This is a genomic window from Streptococcus australis, assembly GCF_015553625.1.
GTDB classification, from domain to species: domain Bacteria; phylum Bacillota; class Bacilli; order Lactobacillales; family Streptococcaceae; genus Streptococcus; species Streptococcus australis_B.
This window is the reverse complement of the sequence record NZ_JADNGY010000002.1, coordinates 131,673-155,690: the sequence shown is the minus strand read 5'-3', so window position 1 is coordinate 155,690 and position 24,018 is coordinate 131,673. Positions and strand designations below refer to the sequence as shown.

The 24,018-nt window shown below is 41.3% G+C and carries 27 protein-coding genes and 1 pseudogene; all 28 read left to right on the top strand.

Translation table 11 applies throughout. The features are described from left to right. Window positions 1-12 precede the first annotated feature (12 nt). The 28 genes and pseudogenes from I2D56_RS02205 (at window position 13) to I2D56_RS02070 (ending at window position 23,997) form a co-directional block, all read left to right on the top strand. Complete coding sequence (locus tag I2D56_RS02205) at window positions 13-741, top strand: energy-coupling factor ABC transporter permease (RefSeq protein WP_195347880.1); 729 nt, start codon at window positions 13-15, stop codon at window positions 739-741. Then, window positions 738-1,022, top strand: coding sequence for an energy-coupling factor ABC transporter substrate-binding protein (locus tag I2D56_RS02200; RefSeq protein WP_195347879.1), 285 nt, complete (start codon window positions 738-740; stop codon window positions 1,020-1,022). The genes I2D56_RS02205 and I2D56_RS02200 overlap by 4 nt, the downstream gene beginning before the upstream one ends. A 34-nt stretch (window positions 1,023-1,056) precedes the next feature. Continuing rightward, window positions 1,057-1,746 carry a CbiQ family ECF transporter T component gene (locus tag I2D56_RS02195; protein ID WP_195347878.1) on the top strand — a complete coding sequence of 230 codons (690 nt, stop codon included), beginning with the start codon at window positions 1,057-1,059 and terminating at the stop codon, window positions 1,744-1,746. Between the two features lie 4 nt (window positions 1,747-1,750). Continuing rightward, a complete protein-coding gene (locus I2D56_RS02190; protein ID WP_009730880.1) occupies window positions 1,751-2,566 on the top strand; it encodes an energy-coupling factor ABC transporter ATP-binding protein in 816 nt (271 codons plus the stop codon). Next, entirely contained in the window at window positions 2,551-4,050 is a 1,500-nt protein-coding gene (locus I2D56_RS02185) for a cobyric acid synthase (protein ID WP_195347877.1), read from the top strand. The genes I2D56_RS02190 and I2D56_RS02185 overlap by 16 nt, the downstream gene beginning before the upstream one ends. Next, window positions 4,050-4,634: a cob(I)yrinic acid a,c-diamide adenosyltransferase gene (locus I2D56_RS02180; RefSeq protein WP_006596220.1), complete on the top strand. Its 585-nt coding sequence runs from the start codon at window positions 4,050-4,052 to the stop codon at window positions 4,632-4,634. The genes I2D56_RS02185 and I2D56_RS02180 overlap by 1 nt, the downstream gene beginning before the upstream one ends. A gap of 2 nt (window positions 4,635-4,636) precedes the next feature. Continuing rightward, entirely contained in the window at window positions 4,637-5,068 is a 432-nt protein-coding gene (locus tag I2D56_RS02175; protein WP_009730882.1) for a precorrin-2 dehydrogenase/sirohydrochlorin ferrochelatase family protein, read from the top strand. Window positions 5,069-5,084: 16 nt separating this feature from the next. Next, entirely contained in the window at window positions 5,085-6,341 is a 1,257-nt protein-coding gene (gene hemA / locus I2D56_RS02170) for a glutamyl-tRNA reductase (RefSeq protein WP_009730883.1), read from the top strand. Further along, on the top strand, window positions 6,328-7,251 hold the full coding sequence (hemC, locus tag I2D56_RS02165) for a hydroxymethylbilane synthase (RefSeq protein WP_195347876.1): 924 nt from the start codon (window positions 6,328-6,330) through the stop codon (window positions 7,249-7,251). Before hemA ends, hemC begins: the two co-directional genes overlap by 14 nt. Next, complete coding sequence (locus tag I2D56_RS02160; protein WP_195347875.1) at window positions 7,236-7,961, top strand: uroporphyrinogen-III synthase; 726 nt, start codon at window positions 7,236-7,238, stop codon at window positions 7,959-7,961. The genes hemC and I2D56_RS02160 overlap by 16 nt, the downstream gene beginning before the upstream one ends. Then, on the top strand, window positions 7,951-8,919 hold the full coding sequence (gene hemB, locus I2D56_RS02155) for a porphobilinogen synthase (RefSeq protein ID WP_195347874.1): 969 nt from the start codon (window positions 7,951-7,953) through the stop codon (window positions 8,917-8,919). Before I2D56_RS02160 ends, hemB begins: the two co-directional genes overlap by 11 nt. 8 nt (window positions 8,920-8,927) lie before the next feature. After that, window positions 8,928-10,211 (top strand): glutamate-1-semialdehyde 2,1-aminomutase, encoded by a 1,284-nt coding sequence (gene hemL / locus I2D56_RS02150; protein ID WP_009730887.1) that lies wholly within the window; start codon window positions 8,928-8,930, stop codon window positions 10,209-10,211. Window positions 10,212-10,221: 10 nt separating this feature from the next. After that, a complete protein-coding gene (cobU, locus tag I2D56_RS02145) occupies window positions 10,222-10,806 on the top strand; it encodes a bifunctional adenosylcobinamide kinase/adenosylcobinamide-phosphate guanylyltransferase (protein ID WP_009730888.1) in 585 nt (194 codons plus the stop codon). Beyond that, a complete protein-coding gene (gene cobS / locus I2D56_RS02140; RefSeq protein WP_009730889.1) occupies window positions 10,803-11,525 on the top strand; it encodes an adenosylcobinamide-GDP ribazoletransferase in 723 nt (240 codons plus the stop codon). The genes cobU and cobS overlap by 4 nt, the downstream gene beginning before the upstream one ends. Beyond that, the gene (locus I2D56_RS02135; protein WP_009730890.1) at window positions 11,522-12,133 is read left to right on the top strand and encodes a histidine phosphatase family protein; all 612 of its coding nucleotides are present in this window, start codon (window positions 11,522-11,524) and stop codon (window positions 12,131-12,133) included. Before cobS ends, I2D56_RS02135 begins: the two co-directional genes overlap by 4 nt. 107 nt (window positions 12,134-12,240) lie before the next feature. Further along, complete coding sequence (locus tag I2D56_RS02130) at window positions 12,241-13,776, top strand: ABC transporter substrate-binding protein (protein WP_195347873.1); 1,536 nt, start codon at window positions 12,241-12,243, stop codon at window positions 13,774-13,776. Between the two features lie 4 nt (window positions 13,777-13,780). Then, window positions 13,781-14,542, top strand: a complete 762-nt coding sequence (locus tag I2D56_RS02125) for an ABC transporter ATP-binding protein (RefSeq protein WP_195347872.1) — start codon at window positions 13,781-13,783, stop codon at window positions 14,540-14,542. 13 nt (window positions 14,543-14,555) lie between these two features. Then, complete coding sequence (locus I2D56_RS02120; RefSeq protein ID WP_195347871.1) at window positions 14,556-15,326, top strand: ABC transporter ATP-binding protein; 771 nt, start codon at window positions 14,556-14,558, stop codon at window positions 15,324-15,326. Then, window positions 15,323-16,315, top strand: coding sequence for an ABC transporter permease (locus tag I2D56_RS02115; RefSeq protein ID WP_195347870.1), 993 nt, complete (start codon window positions 15,323-15,325; stop codon window positions 16,313-16,315). The genes I2D56_RS02120 and I2D56_RS02115 overlap by 4 nt, the downstream gene beginning before the upstream one ends. After that, entirely contained in the window at window positions 16,315-17,130 is an 816-nt protein-coding gene (locus I2D56_RS02110; RefSeq protein WP_195347869.1) for an ABC transporter permease, read from the top strand. The genes I2D56_RS02115 and I2D56_RS02110 overlap by 1 nt, the downstream gene beginning before the upstream one ends. Before the next feature lie 10 nt (window positions 17,131-17,140). Continuing rightward, complete coding sequence (nikA, locus tag I2D56_RS02105) at window positions 17,141-18,754, top strand: nickel ABC transporter substrate-binding protein (RefSeq protein WP_165852121.1); 1,614 nt, start codon at window positions 17,141-17,143, stop codon at window positions 18,752-18,754. 145 nt (window positions 18,755-18,899) lie between these two features. After that, window positions 18,900-19,838, top strand: a complete 939-nt coding sequence (locus I2D56_RS02100) for an ABC transporter permease (RefSeq protein WP_123160322.1) — start codon at window positions 18,900-18,902, stop codon at window positions 19,836-19,838. Window positions 19,839-19,849: 11 nt separating this feature from the next. Then, window positions 19,850-20,644 carry an ABC transporter permease subunit gene (locus I2D56_RS02095; protein WP_229038985.1) on the top strand — a complete coding sequence of 265 codons (795 nt, stop codon included), beginning with the start codon at window positions 19,850-19,852 and terminating at the stop codon, window positions 20,642-20,644. Beyond that, entirely contained in the window at window positions 20,625-21,416 is a 792-nt protein-coding gene (locus I2D56_RS02090) for an ABC transporter ATP-binding protein (protein ID WP_195213850.1), read from the top strand. Before I2D56_RS02095 ends, I2D56_RS02090 begins: the two co-directional genes overlap by 20 nt. After that, a complete protein-coding gene (locus tag I2D56_RS02085) occupies window positions 21,403-22,059 on the top strand; it encodes an ABC transporter ATP-binding protein (RefSeq protein WP_195347868.1) in 657 nt (218 codons plus the stop codon). Before I2D56_RS02090 ends, I2D56_RS02085 begins: the two co-directional genes overlap by 14 nt. A gap of 39 nt (window positions 22,060-22,098) precedes the next feature. Beyond that, window positions 22,099-22,680: a flavin reductase family protein gene (locus I2D56_RS02080; protein WP_195347867.1), complete on the top strand. Its 582-nt coding sequence runs from the start codon at window positions 22,099-22,101 to the stop codon at window positions 22,678-22,680. A gap of 340 nt (window positions 22,681-23,020) precedes the next feature. Further along, a pseudogene (locus I2D56_RS02075) lies at window positions 23,021-23,221 on the top strand (SDR family oxidoreductase); the annotation flags it as partial. Window positions 23,222-23,394: 173 nt separating this feature from the next. Next, the gene (locus I2D56_RS02070) at window positions 23,395-23,997 is read left to right on the top strand and encodes a hypothetical protein (protein WP_195347866.1); all 603 of its coding nucleotides are present in this window, start codon (window positions 23,395-23,397) and stop codon (window positions 23,995-23,997) included. Window positions 23,998-24,018: the final 21 nt, after the last annotated feature.

Sequence of the window (24,018 nt, the reverse complement as noted above, 5' to 3'; positions counted from 1 at the left end):
AGGAATTCTATTATGAAACGTAATAATAAAATGCTAGCAATTGCTATCCTAGCTTTGCTGATTATTTTTAGACCTCAACCGGTCGCTGCCATGCATATTATGGAAGGCTATCTACCTTTAGTATGGTGTATTGTCTGGTTCTTGCTATTTTTACCATTCTTCATTTTTGGATTGGTCAAAATTAAGAAGATTATTTCAAAAGATCCAAATTCAAAAACCATGTTGGCCTTATCCGGTGCCTTTATCTTTATCTTATCCTCATTGAAGATCCCTTCAGTAACAGGATCTAGCTCTCACCCAACCGGCGTTGGTTTGGGAACTGCTATGTTTGGGCCATCTGTTATTAGTGTACTAGGAACGATTTGTTTGTTGTTCCAAGCTCTTCTTCTTGCCCACGGTGGGTTGACAACCCTTGGAGCCAATGCCTTTTCAATGGCAGTCGTAGGTCCTTTTGTTGGATTTGCAGTTTATAAATTCAGTCGTTCTTTGAAACTATCTAAACCAGTCTCACTCTTCTTGTGTGCGATGATTGCAGATTTAGCGACTTACGCAACAACTTCGCTTCAACTTGGATTGGTCTTCCCAGATCCAACTACTGGATTTGTGGGTTCAACCATTAAGTTCTTAGGAGTCTTTCTGATTACGCAAATTCCAATTGCCATTGTAGAAGGACTACTTACAGTTATCTTCTATAACTTGATTTCTGAAAATGCGACAGAAAGAGAGGGACTCTTCCTATGAAAAAACACAAGAATCTTTTGTTATTAGCTGCCATTATTGTGATTATTGTCGGTGCTTTCTTATTTGCTCCTAAAGGAGTAGAATATAGTGGTACGGATGATGCTGCAGAAAATGCTATTTCGACTATTCAAAAGGACTATAAACCTTGGTTTTCACCTTTGTTTGAACCACCAGGATCAGAAGTTGAAAGCCTACTCTTTACCCTTCAAGGTAGTATCGGTGCGGGGATTATCTTCTATGTCATCGGTTACCAAAGAGGAAAAAAACATCAGGAAAAATAATTTAGTTTAGTAAGTATTTGTATGGGAGGAAACTATGTTTGTAATTGATCGCTATGCGTATAATAACCGTTGGACTGCAGTTCCAGAACTGCATAAGTTCAGTTTGTATATTTTGTTAATGATTATTTCTTTCTCTGGTTTCCTCCCCTTACAAATTCTACTAATTGCTATCATGGTCCCCTTGACGTGTTATATTGCTAGACTTCCTATTTTAAAATACTTGAGCTGGTTTCGCTATCCGTCTATTTTCATTTTATTAAGTATGGCGACCTTTGTCATTAGCTATGGTGAAAATAGTCATCAGTTTTTAATGGCCATTCCAGTTGGAAGTCATGGCTATTTAGGAGTTTTTCATTCTTCTGCCAAACAAGTTGGACCGATTGTTATGAGAATTTACTGTTCTTTAATTTCAACCTATTTTATGGCTTTAACCATTCCCTTTAACCAGATGATGAAGCTTTGTAAAACCCTTCATTTGCCGGCTATCTTAATGGAATTAATCGTTCTTATGTATCGCTTTATCTTTCTAGTATTAATCGAATTTTTAACCATTCGAGATACCTTAGATTTGAAGTTTTCATTTGTAAATAAGAAAAAAAGTTATCTTGGCTGGGGAAGATTAGCCAATACCTTATTTGTAAAATTATTGGCGGATAATCAGCGCTTAAATGATGTCCTAACCCTGAAATTTGCTCAAGCTAAAGAAATTGATGAAGAGGAATAAAAATATGTTAAAATTAGAGAATATTACGGTTTTATTTGATGATTTGAAAGCTGTGGACCATGTGAATATGGAATTCATGGAAGGAAAGATTACTGGAATTATTGGAACCAATGGTTCCGGGAAATCTACCCTGATGAAGGTCATGACCAAACTGCTCAAGCCCCAAGAAGGCAGTGTGAGTTTGGATAATCAGGTCATTCAAGATAAGAAGAAAGCTTTGTTTGCTTACCGGCAAGAAGTCAATATGGTCTTTCAAAATCCGGAGCAGCAATTGTTTTATACCATTGCCAAAGATGATATTGGCATGGCATTAGAGAATTTAGGATACTCCAAAGAGGAGTGTGAGAAACGGGTTCAAGAAGCCATTGAACTGATGGACATCGAAGAGTTGCAGGATCGACCGGTGCAATATTTGAGTTACGGCCAAAAGAAAAAAGTAGCCATTGCGGGGATGTTAGCTCTCAAACCACGTTTTCTATTGTTAGACGAGCCGACTGCTGGATTGGATCCTAAAGGGCGGGACCAAATGGCCATGATTATGAAAAAACTTGTTTCCAATGGAACCAGCATTATTGTTACCAGCCACGACATGGATCTCATGTATGACTGTTGTGACTATGCCTACCTCATCAAAAAAGGCCAGATTATGACCCAAGGAACAAAATATGAAGTATTCCAGGAAGAAAAATTGTTGTTAGATGCTGGACTTTCTGTGCCATGGATTGTCAAACTTCATCAGGCAATCCAGACACCCCTTGTTGAAAATGAAGAGATTCTATTTGAGCAGTTGAAAGAAGGATATCTATGGCAAAATCGTTAATGATTCAGGGAACAGCTTCAGATGCTGGTAAAAGTTTAATTGCTGCGGGCTTGTGCCGTATTTTAAAGCAAGATGGCTACACGGTCGTTCCCTTTAAATCTCAAAATATGGCCTTGAACTCCTTTATCACCAAAAAAGGATTTGAGATGGGGCGAGCACAGGTGGTACAAGCAGAAGCAGCGGGCATCGATCCAGATGTCCGTATGAATCCGGTCTTACTCAAGCCCACTTCAGACCGCAAATCTCAAGTGGTTTTTATGGGGAAAGTCCTAAAAGATATGGATGCAGTAGATTACCATGAATTTAAGCAAGAGTTACTGCCTAAAATCAAAGAAGTCTACCAAGAATTGGACCAGGAGTATGATGCCATTATCTTGGAAGGTGCGGGTAGTCCAGCTGAAATCAACTTAAATGAACGCGATATCGTCAATATGGGGATGGCTCGTCTGGTTGATGCTCCGGTCATCTTAGTTGCGGATATTGACAAGGGAGGCGTATTTGCCTCTATTTATGGTACAATCGAATTAATGCCAGAAGAGGACCGAAAACGGATCAAAGGGGTTCTGATTAATAAATTTAGGGGAGATGTTGCCCTCCTTCAATCTGGAATCGATATGATCGAAGAGCTTACCCACGTGCCTGTCCTAGGTGTGGTCCCTTATGCAGATATCGATATTGATAGTGAGGATAGTGTCGCTTTAGGTAGTAAAGGACGCAGCTTTAATCATGAAAAAGACCTGGATGTGGCCATTATCACCCTAAAACGCATCTCCAACTTCACAGATTTTCATAGTTTGGAAATTCAACCGGACGTTTCAGTTCGTTATGTCATGCCAGGGGATGCCATTGGAAATCCGGATCTCTTGATTCTACCTGGAAGCAAAAATACTATCGAAGATATGCAAGTTCTCCAAGATTCAGGGATTGTTGATCAAATCCGTCAGTGCGCTGATCAGGGTATTCGCATTTTTGGAATTTGTGGGGGCTTCCAACTTTTAGGAAAGAAAATTTCAGATCCAAACCATGTCGAATCAGAATTGGATGAAATTGAAGGATTGGGACTTCTTGATGTTGAAACCCAGATGCAAGGAACCAAACGCACCACTCAAGTTCAAGCAGAACATGAGGGGCAACTCTTGGAAGGTTACGAAATCCATATGGGAGAAACTGAAATTTCAGATCAGGTATCGCCTTTTTCTCGCATTGTTCTTCAGAATGGCGAAGAGACTAGTAGGTATGATGGTGCCGTTTCACCAGATAAACGAATCCAAGGAACCTATCTTCACGGAGTTTTTGATAATTCTCAATGGACGCGCGATTATTTGAACCAAATCCGCCTGGAAAAGGGCTTGGAACCTATCACAGATCAGGCGATTGATCTCAAAGAATTTAAGGATTTGCAATATGATAAACTGGCAGCAGTTATTCGTGATGCAGTCGATATGAAAAAGATTTACCAGATTATGAACGGAGAAGAGCTTTAATGAGAATTTACACAAAGTATGGGGATAAAGGGTTTACCCGACTATATGGTGGGGATCGTGTGTCTAAAACACATATTCGTGTGGAGGCATACGGGACCATGGATGAATTGTGTTCTCAAGTTGGCTACCTGGTATCTGAAATGAAGGAATACAAAGAATTAGATGATATCAGAGAAGAATGTGAGGAGATTCAGCAACATTTATTTGACTGTGGAAGCGATCTTGCTACTCCTAGAGAATTGAGACCTTATAAACAAAAGGAGTCAGATATTACCTTCCTAGAAGAAAAAATGGATGCTTATATGCACATTCCAGAAAAGATTGATCGCTTCATTATTCCTGGCGGCCATCGGATCGCCAGTCTCTGTCATGTTGCTCGTACTATGACCCGTCGATTGGAGCGAAAAATGGTCGCTGTCATTGAAGCAGATGAAATGGTCAATGAAGTCGGCTTGATCTATATCAATCGCTTGTCAGATTACTTCTTTGTCATAGCTCGCTTGGTCAACCATCGCCTAGAAGTCAAAGATACAGTCTATAAACGAAGTGCTAAGATTTTTAGAGAAAGAAAAGAGGGAGAATAGTCATGTATCCTGTCATGATGAATATCCAAAATAAACCAGTCGTTATTATTGGTGGGGGAAAAGTAGCAGCCCGCAAGATTAAGACTTTGTTGTCAGAAGGGGCCAAGGTTACAGTCATTAGTCCTGAAATCAATGAAGTGATTCCTAAATCGCAGGTTGAATGGATTCAAAGAAGCTACCAAACTGGGGATTTGGAAGGGGCAAAATTGGTATTTGCCTGCACAGATAACCAGGAAGTCAATAAAAAAGTGATGGAAGAGGCGCACCCTAGTCAGTTCGTCAATAATACTGGGGATAAGAAAAATTCCGATTTTTATAATGTGGCTATTGCTTCAAATAAGGAACTTTCCGTCATGATCTCTACAAACGGCTTATCGCCATCGCGCTCAAAAGAAGTCAGAAAAAAGATCGAACAACTTTTAGATCAATTGTAAGAACGGGGCGGACAGAATGTATTTATTATATGTTGGTGTCACTCATCGTGTAGCACCATTATCCATTTTAGAGCGGGTTCATTTTTCTGATGAAGAAAAAAAAGAAGCTCTACTCAAATTAAAAGAGGAAAAGAGTATTCTGGAAGATGTCATCCTTTCAACCTGTAACCGGACAGAGTTGTATCTGGTTGTTGACCAACTGCATACCGGTCGCTATTATTCCAAGCATTTTTTGGCAGATTGGTTTCAGATTGACATCGAGGAACTTGAGCCTTATCTTACCTTTAAAGAAGGCAATGAGGCTTTAGAACATTTATTTAGAGTATCCATTGGCTTAGATTCCAAGATTGTAGGTGAAACACAAGTTCTCGGTCAATTAAAGCAGGCCTTTTTGAGCGCCCAAGAAACTGGTACGACAGGAATCGTCCTCAATCAAGCTTTTAGGCAAGCCGTGACCTTTGCTAAAAGAATGCACGATGTCTACCGGATCAATGCCCGGCCTATGTCCATCGGTTTGACCTCTTTACAAATGTTGGATAAGGAAGACCTTGATTATGAGAATACAAAAATCGTGGTCATCGGATTAGGGGAAATCGGGCAATTGGTAACCAAGTACGTTCTACAACGTCCCTTTCAGTCTATCCGCTTGGTGAATCGTACCCTTTCCAAGGCCAATCCTTATTTAACAGAAGATCGTATTCAGGCTTATTCTTGGGATGATTTAGAAGAAGCCGTGAAAGATGCGGATATCATTTTCACTGCTATCAAGTCTGAAGGCTATATTCTCTATCCGCATATGGTGAAAGCAGGTGCGATTGTTTTCGACTTATGCTTGCCACGGACCTGTCATCCAAATTCGTCCATTACCATTCACAATATCGAAAATATCACCAGCGAATTGCAAGCATTTTTTGAGGAAAGAAATGAGATTGCTAAGAGTATCGAAGCAGAGATTTCCAGTGAACTGGTGAGTTTTGAAGAGTGGAAGCAGCAGTTAGGCATTATTCCCCTGATTCAAGAGATTCGAGAAAAAGCCATCCAGGCTCAGCAGTCAGCTATGGAAAGCTTATTACGCAAACTTCCAGATCTTACTGATCGAGAAAAGAAACAAATTTCGAAGCATATGAAGAGCATCATCAATCAGATCTTAAAGGAGCCTTTGTTGCAATTGAAAGAAATGTCTGTGGGTGAAAATTCGGAATATGATATTGCCCTAATTGCTAAAATTTTCGATCTTCATAGTGGAAAGGGAGTGAACCATGAGAAGCATTAAAGTCGGAACCAGGAAAAGTCAGTTGGCCATGACCCAGACCAAAATGGTGGTAGAGCGCTTAAAAGAATGCCATCCTGATGTGGAGTTTGAATTGGTCCCCTATAAAACCCAAGGAGATCGGTTGGTTCATGTTTCTCTGCAAACCATTGGTGGAAAAGGGGTCTTTGTCAAGGAAATTGAGCAGGCGCTCTTAAATCAAGACATCGATATCGCCATCCATAGTTTAAAAGATGTTCCTTCTATCCTTGTGGACGGATGTACCATTGGTGCCATTCCGGAGCGAGAAGATGTCAGAGACTGTCTGATCTTTAGAGAAGAAGGCATGACTCTTGAAACTCTTCCGCAAGGGGCAGTTGTAGGGACCAGTAGTATTCGACGCCAGGTCCAACTTCAGAGTCTAAGAAGTGATCTCCAATTCAAACCTTTACGTGGAAATATTGATTCGCGCATCCGCAAGTTACAAGAAGGCGAATGCGATGCTATCGTGCTAGCTGCTGCTGGCCTAAAACGGATCGGGTATTTAGATCAGTCACCTTCTTTGAATTTAGAATTTTTAGATCCTTATACATTTATTCCTGCTGTTTCACAAGGGGCCTTAGCCGTCGAATGCCGGGAAGATGATGAGGAAGTCCTGCATCTATTGGCTGCGATTCATGATCAGGAAGTAGAAAACTGCATCCAATTGGAAAGAAGCTTTCTAAGCTTGATGAATGCGGATTGTACCTTCCCGGTCGGAGCCCATGCTCAATATATCGAGGGGCAATACCAGTTGAAGACCATGTTGGCAGATGGTAAGGATCGTTGCTTGTATGTGTCTCTCACTTCTGAGAATGGGAGCGATCTTCCCAAACTGGCTTTGGAGCAACTAATGGAAAAAGGAGCCTTAACGGACAAATGGTGGGAAGCTTAATTATTTTTACAAGAGAACAAGAGCCCTCTGTCGAATTACAGACTTTACTAGACCGGAACCAAGTCAAATGGTTGCATGCGCCCCTCATTTGCACCCAAGGCAATCCCCTTCCACTCATTTTTGAAGAAAAACTGGCCAAAGCTGATTGGGTCTTCTTTACGAGTGCCAATACAGTTCAGTTATTTCTTCCCTATTTGAGACCTGATTTAAAGATTGCCTCGATCGGAAGTCAGACCAGTAAGTTATTGAGAGAGCATCAACTAGATGTCACCTTTGAGTCCAGTAGTCAGTATGGAGTGGATTTTATCAAGGAGTGGGCTAGTCAATATGGGGATCCGCAAAACATTCTCTTCCCTCATAGTGATTTGGCCAATCCGACCTATCCAAAGATGTTACAGGAATTGGGACATGACGTTTACGCTTGGCCTCTTTATCAAACGGTCGCCAATCAAGAGGGAATCGCTAAAATAAGAGACATCTTGTCCTTAAAGGAAACATGCGTTTGGACCTTTGCCAGTCCGTCAGCCTGGGATTTTTTTTATCAAGAGGGGCTTTCTTTACCAGAGTATCACCAAATTGGGGTGATTGGAGAGACCACAGCAAAAGCTGTTTTAGATTGTGGTGTCTCGGTAAACTATATGCCTTCTAGTCCATCCATGCTACAATTGGTAGAGGTGATTATAAAGGAGATACAAGATCATGAATTTTAAAAGACATCGTAGACTTAGAAAAAATTCTCTCATGAGAGATTTGGTCAGAGAAACGACTGTAAGCGTCAATGACTTTATTCAACCGCTTTTTATAAAAGAAAATCTAGAGAAAAAAGAAGAAGTGACTTCCATGCCAGGTGTCTTTCAATTTGCTTTGACGGATCTTTTAGAAGAGGTGGAATCTTGTGTGCAACTTGGGATTAAAGCCTTTATTCTGTTTGGAATCCCTGCAGAAAAAGACGAAGTTGGTTCACAGGCTTCTAGCCCAGACGGGATCGTTCAAAAAGCCCTTCGCTTGATCAAACAACACTATCCAGATCTCATACTAATTGCAGATACCTGCCTCTGTGAATTTACTAGTCATGGACATTGTGGCATCCTAGATGGTGAAACGGTTGTCAATGATCTTTCTTTGGACCGCTTAGTTCAAGTAGCCATAAGCCAAGCAGAAGCCGGAGCAGACATTATTGCTCCTTCGAATGCCATGGATGGTTACGTAGCGGCGATTCGTGAAGGCTTAGATAAGTCTGGCTTTGACATGGTACCCATTATGTCTTATTCGGTTAAGTTTGCCTCTAGTTTTTATGGACCATTTCGGGATGCCGGTGAAAGTGCACCAGCTTTTGGAGACAGAAAGACTTACCAGATGGATCCAGCAAACCGTTTAGAAGCTCTTCGAGAAGCTCAAAGTGATGAAGAAGAAGGAGCAGATTTCCTCATGGTGAAACCCGCTCTTGCCTTCTTAGATGTCTTGAGAGATCTAAGAAATCAAAGTGATCTTCCTCTAGTCGCTTATAATGTCAGTGGGGAATACAGTATGGTGAAGGCTGCTGCTGCCCAAGGTTGGATTGATGAGCGTGCCGTTGTCATGGAAAGTCTTATCGGAATGAAGCGAGCAGGAGCGGATTTAATCATATCTTATTTTGCCAAGGATGTAGCAGGATATTTGAAAGGCTAGGATGAAAGATGAAACGAACACAATCAAATGATTACTTCAAGGAAGCAGAATCTATTTTCCCAGGAGGTGTCAATAGCCCTGTACGAGCTTTTAAGGCAGTAGGTGGCAATCCTCTTTTCATTGACCATTCTCAAGGAGCTTACCTCTATGATGTGGATGGTAATCAATTTGTGGATTATGTGCTCTCTTGGGGACCTATGATTTTAGGACATGCTCGAAAAGAAGTGCTTGAGGAAGTGCAAGAGGCTCTATGGGAAGGAACCAGTTACGGTGCTCCAAGTCCACGTGAGATCAAATTAGGCAAACTGATTAAAGAACGCTTGCCTTTCGTTGAGAGAATCCGTATGGTCAATTCAGGAACAGAGGCAACTATGAGTGCCATTCGTTTAGCGCGTGGGATTACCAAACGACCAAAAGTAGTGAAATTTATTGGTTGCTACCATGGACATAGTGATTCTTTCTTGGTACAAGCTGGCTCTGGTGTAGCAAGCTTTGGGATTGCAGATTCAGCAGGTGTAATTCCTGAGGTAGCGCGTGAGACCATTGCTCTTCCTTATAACGATCTAGAAGCTTTACGGACCTGCTTTGAAGAACACGGGGCAGAAATTGCCTGTGTCATCGTAGAAGCTGTTGCCGGCAACATGGGCTTGATTCCAGGCCACAAAGAATTTATTGAGGAGATTCGCCGTCTCACGACAGAAGCAGGTTCACTCTTCATCATGGATGAAGTCATGACTGGTTTTCGGGCTCATTACCAAGGGGCAGTGGGCTTGTATCAAGTCGATCCAGATTTGATCTGTCTAGGAAAAGTCATCGGTGGTGGTTTCCCAGTTGCTGCCTTTGGTGGGAAAGCTCAATACATGAATCAAATTGCTCCTTTAGGAGATATTTATCAAGCAGGAACTCTATCAGGGAATCCAATTGCCATGGCAGCGGGCTATGAAAACTTGCGCCTATTAACCAAGGAAGTCTTTGATCAAACAGTTGAAAAGACAGACTATCTCTGTCAGGGGCTTCGCCAGTTGGCAGAAAAGCATGGCGTAGCCCTTCAAGTAGTCTCTGTTGGAACCATGTTTGGATTTTTCTTCTCAGAAAAACCAGTTTTGAATTTTGAAGATTCCAAAGAAGCAGATCATCAGCTTTTTGCCAAGGTCCATGGCTTGCTTTTAGAAGAAGGTGTTTATATTGCACCATCTCAGTATGAAAGCAACTTCTTATCAAGTGCTCATTCCTTTGAAGATCTGGACCGTACTTTAGCTGCTTTTGACAAAGTCTTTAGCCACTTGTCATGAAAGGAAGATTATGGGGAAGATTGTTTTAGTCACGGGTGGTGCTCGTAGTGGCAAATCCTCCTTCGCTGAATCCAAACTTTTGCAGAAGGAAGGGGTTTGTTACATAGCAACTGGTCTCGTGATGAAAGAGGATCCAGAATGGCAGGAGCGGGTCAAGCTGCATCAAGAAAGACGACCACAAAGCTGGGATACGCTCGAGCAATACCGGGACTTAGCGACTTGGATTGAACAAGATGATCATGGTGATTACTTAGTAGATTGTGCGACCATGTTAACCACCAATCGACTTTTTGATTTGGTCAATGAGTGGTATCCCGAGAAAGGCTACTTATCAGACGAGCAGTTTTTAAGTAAAGCCGAACAAGCCCGAATTTTGGAAGCCATGGAAGCCGAGTGGTCTCAGATACTTTCTGCCATGAAAGAGCGCCAAGCTACTTTTTGGATTGTCACCAATGAAGTGGGTCTGGGTATTGTTCCAGACACGCGTCTAGGACGTTACTTTAGAGATCTTCAAGGTCGGGTCAATCAAATGATTGCAAAGGAGGCAAGTGAAGTCTACTTAGTTATTTGTGGACTGGCACAGCAGTTAAAATGATTTCAGCACTGATTATCTATACACAATTTTTTAGTCGGATTGTGATTCCAAAAGCGGTTGATCTCTCCTATGTTCGAAAAGGAGTTCCCATTTTAACGCTCTTTGGTCTCTTATTAGGGCTCATTTCCTCCTTATTTTTTGTTTTGACATCTTTGGTACTTCCTGACACCATTGCCTGGATTTTGACCTTGTTCTTTGATGTTCTTTTAACGGGAGGCTTCCATTTAGACGGCCTTGCTGATACAGCTGATGGCTTATTCTCTTCTCGTTCCAAGGAACGGATGTTGGAAATCATGAAAGACAGCCGTATCGGTAGTAACGGTGTCTTGGCCTTAATTTTCTATTACGGCCTCATGATCGCCATGGGACCTTATCTTCCCCAGCCCAAGTGGCTGATTGTCGCTTCTTTATCAATGATTGGAAAGGTTGGTTTGACCATTCAGCTCTACAAGATGCGCTATGCTAGAGAATCTGGTGGCTCTGGAAACTTCTTTTCCGGAACCAAGACCAGTTCCATCCTCTTAGCTCAGATTGTCCCACTGGCTGTTCTTATGGCTGGCTTTTGGCTCAAAGGGCTCCTTGCTTATAGTTTGGTCATTCTTGGAACTCTAGCCTTTCGCTGGTTCGTTTATCAAAAGATTGACGGGGAGACAGGGGATACCTTAGGAGCATCAGTAGAAGTAGCCCAGATATTATTTTTGATAGGAATGATCATATGACAGTAAAAAAGTGGTACCTGATTCGCCATGGAGAAACAGACTTTAATAAAAAACGGTTTTTCTATGGAAAAGCGGATGTCTCAATTAATGAGACGGGAAAAGAACAAGCTGCCCTCCTTCATCAATTGATGAAAGGAAGAAGCATTTCTCGAGTTTATACTAGTCAGCTCAAAAGAACGCAAGAAACAGCTACCATCATTTTCCCAGATCAGAATCCCACAGCTTATAAAGCCTTGAACGAAAGAGATTTCGGCTTATGGGAGGGAAGGACAGCCAACGAAATTCAAGCGGCCTTTCCCTTGGTTTGGGAAGAATGGCTGGAAAGCCCCTTTGAGGTGACGCCGTCTAAGGCTGAACCCTTTGAAAAATTTAAAGAACGGGTCTGGTCGATTGTCAAGGAGATTCGCGAAACAGAAGATCCCGAAATCGTGATTGTAGGACATTTAGGAGTCTTACGCCTGATTTACCAGTTTTTAGTTAATATGGAAGCTGATTTCTGGTCGATCGATATCCCACAAGGAACGGTCTTGCTATTAGAGGACAATGATCCTTGGGAAGAAAGGCTCATCAACCAAGAAGATGACTTGAAGCATTCACAGGACAAGTGATCAAAACACAAAATGATATAGAAAGTAAGACGGTGGTTATTGGGATAGGTCATCTCTTCGTTTTATTTTCTTGCCAATTAAACTATATTAACAGGATGAAGATACAAATGAAAAAATGGAAATTATTTTTAGGAACAGCTTTAGTGAGCGTCGCTCTTCTTGGTTGTGCAAAAACGAATCAACCTTCCTCACCTGAGGAAGCAAAAAAAGCTCAAACAGTCACCATTGGGTACACCCAGTTTCCTACCAATATTGATCCGGCAGATGAGTACAATGGCTGGTTTACTGTTCGTTACGGAGTTGGTGAAACTTTATTTAAAATGGATGATCAGTTAGAACCACAACCTTGGCTAGCTGAAAAAATCGAACAACCCTCTCAATTGGAGTGGAAAATTACCCTTCGCAATGATGTTACTTTCCAAAATGGGGAAAAAATGACAGGTGCTAAGGTAGAGGCCTCTCTAAAACGACTCATTGAAAAGAGTAAACGTGCAGCGGATGACCTTGGAATTGAGAGCATTCATTCAGATGGTCAAACCGTCACCATTAAAACAAAAATAGAACAGCCGATCATGAAGAATCTATTAGCAGAGCCTTATTCTGTTATTGTAGACGTAGATGGGAAGGCTGCCTCTGACAAATCTCCAGTAGGGACAGGTCCGTTTCTTATCAAGACCTATACTCCAGAAACAGGAGCTACTTTAGAGGCCTATGAAAACTATTGGGGTGGTAAAGCGAAGGTGGCACAGGTTCAGATTAAATATTTCTCTGATCCGACAGCTATTTCTGCTGCCCTTCAATCCAAAGAAGTCGATGCTGTTTATGGGCTCCCATATGCTAATTTAGCAAGCTATAAGAAGGACAGCCAGTATAAAATTTCTGAAAAAGAAGGTGGCCGTTACTTAAGCTATGTCTACAACTTTGAAAATCCCTATGTAGCTGATGATCAGTTCCGTCAAGCTTTGGATACCTTGGTCGACAAGAAAACTTTCACAGAATCCCTCTTTAAAGGTGCGGCTGTTCCAGCTACTGGACCGCTCCCTTCTAGCTCCGATTTTGCCTTAGATAAAAGTGTTCATGAGTTTAATGTAGAAAAAGCTAAGAAATTGTTGGATGAGGCCGGCTATAAGGATACCGATGGAGATGGCTACCGTGAAAAAGATGGAAAGAAAGTCACGATTGAATTGCTCTCCTTTACTCGTTTACCAGAAATGCCCTTAGCCGTTGAAGCCTCTCAACAACAATTAAAAGAGGTTGGAATTGAAGCGAAGATTCGTAAGGTGGAAGTGAGTGCTGTCGCAAAGGAGATAGATTACGCCTTCACGCCTTATGCCGTCGTAGCTGCTCCGATTGGCGATCCATATGCTTACTTTAACTCAGCTGTCAAAACTGGGGGAGTAGGAAATATCGGTCATTATAGCAATGCAGAAGCTGATCAGAAGATCGAAGCCCTAGCAACTGAGACCGATCAGAAAAAACGGATCCAATTGAGCAAGGACATTCAAGCCCTTATGGATAAGGATCATGGGTATACGATCATTGGATTTTATAAAGTTGCCATCGTCATGGACAAATCTATTTCTCATTTGGAATCCCATCCAACAGATTATTATCATGTAACCAACAAACTCTCGAAGGAGTAAAGCTATGTTGCAACTGACGAATGTCACGGTTTCTTCCCCGTCAAAGGTTATTTTAGATCAACTTTCTCTAACCGTTTCGGCAGGTGAAGCAGTCGGAATCGTCGGAGAAAGCGGAAGTGGCAAAACAACGGTTTTAAAGCTGCTTTTGGGTCTTCCCTTGAATGACTTAGTCTTTACCCAAGGCAGGATTTCTTATAGGGATCAGGCCATCAGCCCACAAAAGAAGCGGGTTTCTTACCCCTTTGTGGGGACAGAACTGGCCTGGATTACCCAACAGTCCAGTCTCGGTTTTAACAACAACCGTAAAATCAAGCACCATTACGAGGATCTCGTCAAGAGTCATGGCTCTCAAGTAGAAAAGATGAGATCGTTAGAGGAATGCCTCCAGATGGTTGGCTTAGATCCAGCTCAGGTTCCATCAAAGTACCCTTTTGAACTTAGTGGAGGTATGATGCAACGAGTGGCCATTGCTTTGGCCTTAGCCAGTCATCCTATATTGCTCTTGGCAGATGAGCCGACCAGTGCCCTTGATGTTCTCTCTAAGGAATCGTTTATTCAAACCTTGATTCAATTGCTAAGGACCGAAGAATCCAGCCTCTTATTTGTCACTCATGATATGAGTGTTGCCAAAAAGTTGGCAGATAGGATCTTGGTTATGAAGGAGGGGAAGATTGTGGAAGAAGGAAGTCGCGACCAAATTTTCCAAAATCCGCAACATCCCTACACCCAGAAGTTACTAAGGGCTATTCCAAAATTAAAATTGTAGCAGGAGTCACCAAATGACCTATTTACTCGAATGTAAAGATCTCACTCATCATTATAATGATTCACTTCATCATCAGACTGGTGTTTTTGATGTCTCCTTTACGCTAGAAAAAGGGCATCGACTTGGTTTGGTTGGAGAATCCGGTTCGGGTAAAAGTACCATTGCCAAAATTCTGAGTCGACTCCTGAATGTGCAAGAGGGAAGTATTCAGTTCTTGGGACAATCGCTGACGACTTATACAGACTTTGAGTTTTACAAAAAAGTGCAATACATTTCTCAACAGCCCCAAGAAGCCTTTCATCCCAAAAGGACCTTACAAGCAAGTTTAGAAGAGGTTTGTAAGAATTTTAAGATTTGTAAGACTAAGAAGGAGATGGAAGAGCAGATTCACCAACTCTTGGAAAGGGTTGGCTTGCATCCGGATCTGGCGCAGCAGTTTCCCCACCAATTAAGTGGCGGAGAATGTCAACGGATGGCTATAGCCAGAGCTCTCTTGGTCCAGCCTGACTTATTGATTTGTGATGAGATCACCAGTGCCTTAGACGTGACTGTCCAAGAGGGAGTGATGGACCTTCTACAAGAGATTCAGAATAGCTCCCAAACATCTTTTCTCTTTATTTCACACGATATTGCGCTGGTCAGCCAATTTTGTGATGAAATCATGGTATTAAAAGATGGAAAAATTCAAGAGAAAGGGGTGATGTCAGACGTTTTACGAAATCCTCAATCGGACTACACCAAAATGTTGATGAAACCATATCAGGAAGAAGGAAGGGAGCTATGATAAGATATTTCATCAAATTACTGTTTCAAATGGTTTTGATTCTGTTCTGTGTCAGCTTTCTTTCATTTTTACTCGTTTATTTGGCAAAAGGGGATCCTGCAGAAAGTATCTTAAATGCGCAAGGAATTCCTTATACCAAAGAACTACTAGAGATAAAAAGGGCTGAGATGGGCTTAAATGATAGTTTTATCCTTCAATATCTGAGATGGTTAGGAAACATCCTTCAAGGGAATTTCGGGATCAGCTACCATACAGGAGCCCCAGTTTGGGATCAATTGGTCTTTTACTTTCCAAATACGATCTATCTAGGGATCCATATCTTGTTAGCAACGCTTGCCATTTCCCTTCCTCTCGCGATATATACAGCCTATCATATCGGTAGTCGACTGGATCGATTTATAATGACAGTTTGCGCATTTTTAAATGCCATTCCTAGTTTTGTCATTGGAATTCTCTTAATGCTTGTCTTTTCGGTCAAGCTTGGCTGGTTTCCTATTCAGTCAACCGCAAATGAATGGGGGTTAATTTTACCGATTTCTACCATGGCCCTGACCATGTCTACGCGCTATATTCCTCAATTAAGAACGGCCTTCATAGATGAGCTGCAGTCACCTGCAGTAGAAGGTGCCAGAGGACGTGGCATACCGGAAGGTCGCATTCTATTTAAGGATGTCTTGTATAATACCCTTCCCTTTTTGTTGACATTGGTGAGTTTGTCACTGGGTTCTTTGTTAGGAGGTGTTGCTATCATAGAGTATTTATTCTCTTGGCCAGGAATTGGAAAAATGCTGATTGCAGTTGTGGTCAATCGGGATTATCCTCTGGTCCAAGGTGCTGTTCTGGTGATTACACTTGGGGTATTGCTTGTCAATTTTACCACCCAAGCCTTGATCACGTTGCTAAATCCGAAGTCCCGTCTATCGCAACCAACCCCCTTCCTTCTTTTTAAAAAAGAGGTCAGTCCTAAAGGAAATGGAGGGGCTAAGTGATGAAAAAAGTTAGTCACCGCAACCTCTATCTCTTGGCTGGCTGCCTTCTCTTGGTTCTAGTGGTTTCTTGTCTGTCTCCCTTCTTTTTAGGAGACAGCATCACCAAGGTCCATTTAGAAAATGCCCTCCAAGCACCCAATAGTCAAGAATGGTTTGGTACAGATGCTGTGGGCCGGTCTGTATTTGCTCGAACTCTGAGTGGTGGAGTACAAACCATTGTTCCTGCAGTCGGGATCCTCCTCTTTGTAACCCTTGTTGGTTCCTTGATTGGAGTGACCAGTGCCTTGATAGGCGGTAAGTTGGATCGTGCTATTTTCTTGTTCATTACGACTTTTCAGTCCTTGCCATCCATAATCTTAGTGATTGCTATTGTGAGCCTATTAGGAGTAGGTTTGCAACAAACGGTCATAGCCATTGGCTTAACGGCTTGGACCAAGTATGCCTATATCACGCGGTCGCTGACCCTGCGTTTAAAAAATGAATTCTATATTCAGTCAGCAAAAATGTATGGAAATAGTTTTTGGAAGACCATCAAACATTACTATGTTCCTAGTCTATTTCCACAAATTGTCACCACCATGATCTTTAATGTCTCAACCATCATCATGGAGATTGCTGGCCTGAGTTTTGTTGGACTAGGCGCGCAGCCTCCGTCTCCAGAATGGGGAGCCATGATGAATGATGGTCGAACCTATATCCAGGAAGCTCCCTGGATCGTCGCTTTCCCGTGCATCTTCTTAATCGGGATCATTTTATTGGTTACAAAATTTGGAGATGCCTTACATACTAGTGTCAATAAAAATAATCAATCATGAGGTTTTTATAATGAAGAAATTTTGGAAATTAGCTGTTACTAGTTTAGCAGTTTTGTGTTTAGCTGCCTGCCAGCAGAATGGCAAGTCTGCAGATAGTAGTGCTGAAAAAGATAAGATCACCCTTGCATGGGGAGAAGACTTCGGAGATGTCAATCCTCACGTGTATAATCCAGATCAATTTGTTATTCAAGATTTGGTTTATGAAGGGCTTGTTCGTTACGGAGACAATGGGAAAATTGAGCCAGCCTTAGCAGAGAGCTGGAAAGTAAGTGAAGATGGGAAAACCTATACCTTCAATTTGAGAAAAGCGAAATTCTCAGATGGCTCTGATTTCAACGCAGCCAATGTAAAGCGGAATTTCGATACGATCTTCTCAAAAGAAAACAAAGGAAATCATGAATGGTTTAACTTTACCAATGTCTTGGATAGCTACAAAGTTGTCGATGATCACACTTTTGAAATTACCCTGAAAGAACCTTACAGTGCCACACTTTACGATCTTTCTATGATTCGTCCAATTCGTTTCATCGCAGATGCCAGCTTCCCAGATGGTGATGATACGACCAAAAACAAGTTGAAATCTTCAATCGGTACTGGTCAATGGGTGGTCAAAGAAAAGAAATCGAACGAATACATTACCTTCGCACGTAACGAAAACTACTGGGGTGAAAAACCAAAACTGAAAGAAGTGACCATCAAGATTATTCCTGATGCTCAAACACGCGCACTAGAATTTGAATCTGGTAAAGTAGATTTGCTGTATGGAAATGGTGTGATTGGTTTAAATACCTTCGCTCAATACAAGAAAGATAAGAAATATACAACGGATGTTTCGCAACCAATGTCTTCTCGTTTGTTACTTTTGAATGCCAAACAAGATATCTTCAAAGATAAGAATGTTCGGAAGGCTATTAACCACGCGATTAACAAAAAAGAAATTGCAGAGAAATTGTTCATGGGGACAGAAACTCCTGCTGACACCATCTTCTCTAAATCAACTCCTCACTCAGATGCTGGATTAACACCATATAAATTTGATAAGAAAGAAGCAGAAAAAATGTTGGATGCTGCTGGTTGGAAGATGGGTTCTGATGGCATCCGTGAAAAAGATGGCAAGAAGATGGAATTGAATTTCCCTTACATTTCTACCAAAGCAACTGATAAAGACCTAGCTGAATATTTCCAAGGCGAATTGAAGAAAATTGGTGTCGAAGTCAAATTGACAGCTATGGAAGAAGATGATTATTGGGAAAATGCGAAAACAGGAAACTTTGATATGATGCTCACCTTCTCTTGGGGAGCACCATGGGATCCTCACGCTTGGATGACAGCTTTGACAGCTGAGTCTGCTCATGGTCACCCAGAAAATGTTTCCCTTGAAGCACTTCCAATCAAGAAAGAATTGGATGAAACCATCAAACAAACCTTAACAGAAGCTAATGAAGAAAAAGTAGATGCTGGCTATAAGAAAGCTTTGACCTTGCTCCATGAAGAAGCGGTGTATATCCCATTGACTTACCAATCAGTTGTCTCTGTTTATCGTACAGGTGAGTTGAAAAATGTTCGTTTCGCTCCAGAAGAAAATGCCCTTCCAGTTCGCTACATTGAAAAAGTGAACAAATAAGTAAAAGATCTTGACTGAAGGAAACAATGTGGCCTCATTTAAAGTGATCCTCCTTTCACTTTGTTAGGGGACTTCCGGTTTAAAGGATCTTTTGTGGATCTTTTAAACCGGGTCACATTGTTTTTAGGATCTAAGTTTATATGATATGAAAGCTATTTTTAAAAAAATTATTAGTTTTATAAGTGGTTTACTTGTTATCTCCATTATCACCTTTATCCTGACCAAATTTACATCGCAGGATCCAGCAGAAAATTATCTTCGAATCCGGCATTTGCCGATCACCCCTGCAGCTCTTGAAAATGCTAGAAGCTATTTGGGCTTGGATAAATCCTGGATTGAACAGTATTTTTCTTGGTTTGTTAAGGTCCTTCACTTGGATTTTGGGACCTCTTATTTACTGAAGGAATCAGTTGTCAGTTTAATTGCTAGTCGCTTCCTGTCTACTTTTTATTTAGGAGTGACATCCTTTATTCTGATTATTGTCGTTTCTATTCCCATTGGGGTTATCAGTGGTTTGAAGACCAATTCCTTCTTTGACAAATGTATTCGGTTCCTTGCTTTTAGCTCAGTATCCATGCCTGCCTTTTGGTTAGGGTACATGTTGATTTTTATTTTTTCTGTGAAATTAGGCTTATTGCCTGTATCGGGTAAAAATGAACCTTTAAGCATCGTCTTACCAAGCATCACTTTAAGCTTTTCACTGATTGGCCAATATATTGCCTTGGTGCGAAAAGCCGTATCGACCCAGCTTGAAAGTCCTCATGTTGAGAATGCGCGCATGAGAGGGGTTAAACTACGCTATCTTTTACCCAATCATATTCTTCGAAATGCTTTGCCCTCCATTGCGACTGGCTTAAGTCTAACCTTTGTTTATTTAATGACCGGTTCCTTGATTGTTGAAGAAGTCTTCGCTTGGAATGGATTAGGGAGTTTGTTTGTAGAGGCGATTCGATCGATCGATACTCCCTTAATTCAGGGATGTATGATGTTATTTGGCTTGCTATTCTTATTGAACAACGGTGTGATGCAAGCTGTCAACCACTGGATAGACCCACGAGTAAGGAAGAGAGGAGATAGTTCGTGAAAAAAAGTGTGATGTTTTCTATTTTCATATTAGGTCTCTTGCTTTTTCTTGCTTTGTTTGCCTCCTTTATAGCGCCTTATGATCCTCAGTATGTGGATGTTTCCAATAAGCTCCTAAGTCCGAGTTCTCAACATCTTTTAGGAACAGACCAATTGGGAAGGGATGTTTTCTCTAGACTCTTGTACGGGGCACGCTATTCCTTATTCTTAGCTGTTGCGATTAGCATCTTGGAAGTAGTGACTGGCTTTATCGTAGGCTTGGTTGTAGGGTGGTATCAGGGAAAATTGGAAGGAGCCTTTCTTTGGTTTACCAACGTCTTGATGGCCTTCCCGAGTTTTCTTCTCTCCCTAGCTACTGTTGGAATTCTAGGACAAGGGATGAGCAATATGATCATTGCCATTGTCATTATCGAATGGATCTACTATGCAAGGATTGTGACAAATCTGGTTATTTCTACCAAACAAGAGCCCTATGTGATTAGTGCTCAGATCATGGGAATGGGATCATTTCATATCCTCAAAAAGCATATTTTGCCTTTTATCTACAAGCCAGTACTGGTGATCCTTCTCATGAACATCGGGAATATCATTCTGATGATTTCTGGATTTTCTTTCTTAGGAATTGGTGTTCAACCAAATGTTTCGGAGTGGGGTTTAATGCTACATGATGCGCGTGCATATTTCCGAGTTGCACCTTGGATGATGATCGCACCTGGCTTAGCTATCTTTTTAACCGTTATTTCTTTTAACCTATTTGGTGAATATATCGAAGAGAAAGGAGAGAAGAATGGCATCATTCATCATTAAAGATCTTTCTCTTGTAGATCAGGAGGAGTCTCGTCTAGATCGGGTTTCTTTCACCCATCCCTTAGGAGAATCCCTATTAGTGGTGGGAGAAAGTGGATCAGGGAAAACTCTCTTAACCAAGGCTTTAATAGGGATTATTCCTCGGAACATGAAACAGACCGGATCGATTCATTATGGAGATCTCCATCTCGATTCTTTTTCAGACAAAGACTGGAACGCCTTTAGAGGGCAGAAGATCGCCTACTTGGTTCAAAATCCCATGTCTATGTTTAATCCCTTTCAAACGATTTGGACGCATTTCTATGAAACCATAAAAAGTCATTCAACTCTTTCCAAAAGTGAATGCCACAAGAAAGCTCTCGACGTTTTAGAAAAGGTTCGGATCGCAAATCCGGAAGCGGTTCTCCATCAATATTCCTTTGAACTGAGTGGAGGTATGCTCCAACGGATTATGTTAGGCATTATCTTATGTCTAGATCCAGAAACGATTATACTCGACGAACCAACCTCAGCAGTCGATCGTGTGAACCGTGAGATGATTCTTAGTTTGATCAAAGTCTTACTGGCTCAGCACAAGACGGTTATTACTGTTACCCATGACTATTATTTGGCGAAGGAACTCGGAGGCAATATGTTGGTCATGGAGAAGGGGAAGGTAGTTGAATTTGGCAAAACTGAGGATCTTTTGACAGCTCCAAAAGAAAGCTATACCAAGGAATTATTCTTAGAACAAGATTTGAAGCAGGTGATCAGAAATAATGCTGGAATGTAAAGATATTACGGTCAACTATCAAGGAAAAACTGTATTAGACCATTGTAATCTATCCATAAAAAAAGGTGAAATTGTCGGAATTATGGGAGAAAGTGGGAGTGGCAAGTCCACCCTGGCAAGAGTCATCTTAGGAATTGAAAAGCCAACTCAAGGCCAGGTTCTCTTAGATGGTAAAACCTATTCCATCAAAGAGGATGGCGTTCGCATCTTAGTTGTTTTCCAAGATTCTTTTCACGCAGTGAATCCACGATTTAGTGTTCAAGAAATCTTGTTAGAAGCTCTTCCCAAGGATTTTCCGATGGATCAGGTCCACACTGTTTTAAAAGAGGTCGGTCTACCATCAGAAGTACTAGAAAAAAGAGCAAGAGAATTAAGTGGTGGCCAGCTGCAGAGAGTTTGTATTGCCAGAACCTTGCTCCTAAACCCAGATATCATTATTTTTGATGAATCCCTCAGTGGTTTAGATCCCAAAACCCAGGTTCAGATTTTACAATTGCTTTATAAGATTCATGGTAAGTATCAGAATACCTTTATCTTCATCGCACATGATGAGCAATTGTGCCGGGCCATTTGTGATCGCACCCTGATCTTAGAAAATGGTCAATTTACCCGCGAACTTCAGGATGTAGCAGGAGCGACCTGATCTTCCAAGGAAACAAGAAGCAATAAAAAGGAGAAATGTGTGAAACAAACATTCGAAACACGTAAATTATATTTTGGATTTCCTATATTTTTCTTAGGATACAAGGATGAGGTACATGGCTATAATATTTCGACCTCTAGCTCAGCCTATACTCTGGGAAGTATGATGGTGGTCGCTATGAGAACGAAAGGGAATGCCGTCACAGAAATTAAAAAACACGGTTCCTTCACCGTGAATATCCCTACCGAGGAGCTCTTAACAGAGGTTGAAATTGCTGGTTTTAATAGCCGCAAGGACAAGTTTGCTCTTACAGGTCTAGATTATACAATTGGGGAGACAGTAGACGCCCCAATGGTGACGGCTTGTCCAGTTTCCATTGAATGCCAAGTTGTTGAATTTGTAGAATGCGGAGCATTGACCAATATTATCGCTCGAGTAACCCGTCGTGAAGTAGAAGAAGACTTGATTGACGAAGATGGTAGCTTCAAGAGCGATACTTTCTCACCGATCAGCTATATTGGAGATGGCGCTGGCCGTTATTATAGAAACTATAAAGATGGTGGTGTTCAGATGGGAAGCATCATCAAGAAAATCAGAGAAAATGAAGAAAGAGATAGTTAGTTATTAATGACTATAGTATGTAATTATTCTGATTGCAATTAGAACATAAAATACACTCTGGATAAATCCAGGGTGCTGTTTTAATGAGTATTGTTACTTTCCATTTCTTAGAACAAGCTATAGGTTAGGTAGAAAGCTAAAAAGAAAATAATGATAGCAATTACATATTGAACTGGCTTAGGTAAGTTATTCAATTGATCCGTGAATTCTTTCATTATTCTGATCAGCTTATTGTTTGATTTTCTTATGATTAGTGTAGCACGAAATAATCCTCAAAGTATATATACACGAGGAATTTTGTCATAAAAACTACCAGTTATTCAGCAGTTATCTTATTTAATTCAATGTTGCTCATGAAGTTGGTAAGAACGCAGGTAAAGACGACGAATGGGGTATGCAAACCTTCGCGAAAGATATCACTTTGAAACGTCTTTCTGAACCAGAGGATGTCGCTGCAGCGGTTAGCTTCCTTGCTGGTCCTGATTCAAACTACATTACAGGACAAACCATCATCGTGGATGGTGGAATGCAATTCCATTAAGATAAAGCAAGAGGTTGGGACCTTGTCCAGCCTCTTTTCTTATTTAGATTATGCTCCTTCGAGTCGCTTTTTTTTAGAAATTAGGGTAGAATAGAAGTCATATTTTGAAAAAGAATGGACCTTTATTGAAGAGAAGATTTCTCTTATTTATAAAATTGAAAAGAGGTGACCATATGTGGAAATGGATTAAACGACTCATTGGACTGACTTTCCTCTTAGTGATAGTCTTAGCAGTTTTCTTGATACCGGCAAAGGTTTCGACTCAAGAGCAATTTAAAAATGTGACAGTGAATACATCCCTAGTAGACCTGGCTCAAGAAGGCCTCTCTACAGCAAACGTGACAGCTTCTGGGCTCCAAACAGAGCTTCAACTAAATTCTCCTCAATTGCGCCAAGTTATTAAATCCACGGCAGGGGAAATGACGGATGAAACTATACTCAATACAGCGGTCTCTATGAATGGAGAGTATGTCAATGTTCAAGTTCCAATTGAATTAGGACCGGTTGAAACCATGGTGAGTATGGACTTTACAACGAGTGTGACGGATCAGCAATTGACCTTGAACTTAGAACGGGCTCGACTAGGTCATCTGCCGATTCCACGTAGCTTGGTCGCTTCAAAGATTGCAGAAAAAGTTAACCAAGAGGGAACAGGAGCTACTATGACAGGGAATCACATTCAACTGACCTTGCCGACAAGTGGGTATCAAATCCATTCTGCCAAGGTCGAAAAAGGGAACATGCTTCTACAAATTATTGTTCCAATTTCTTATTAAGAATCAACCATTGGTTTCTGA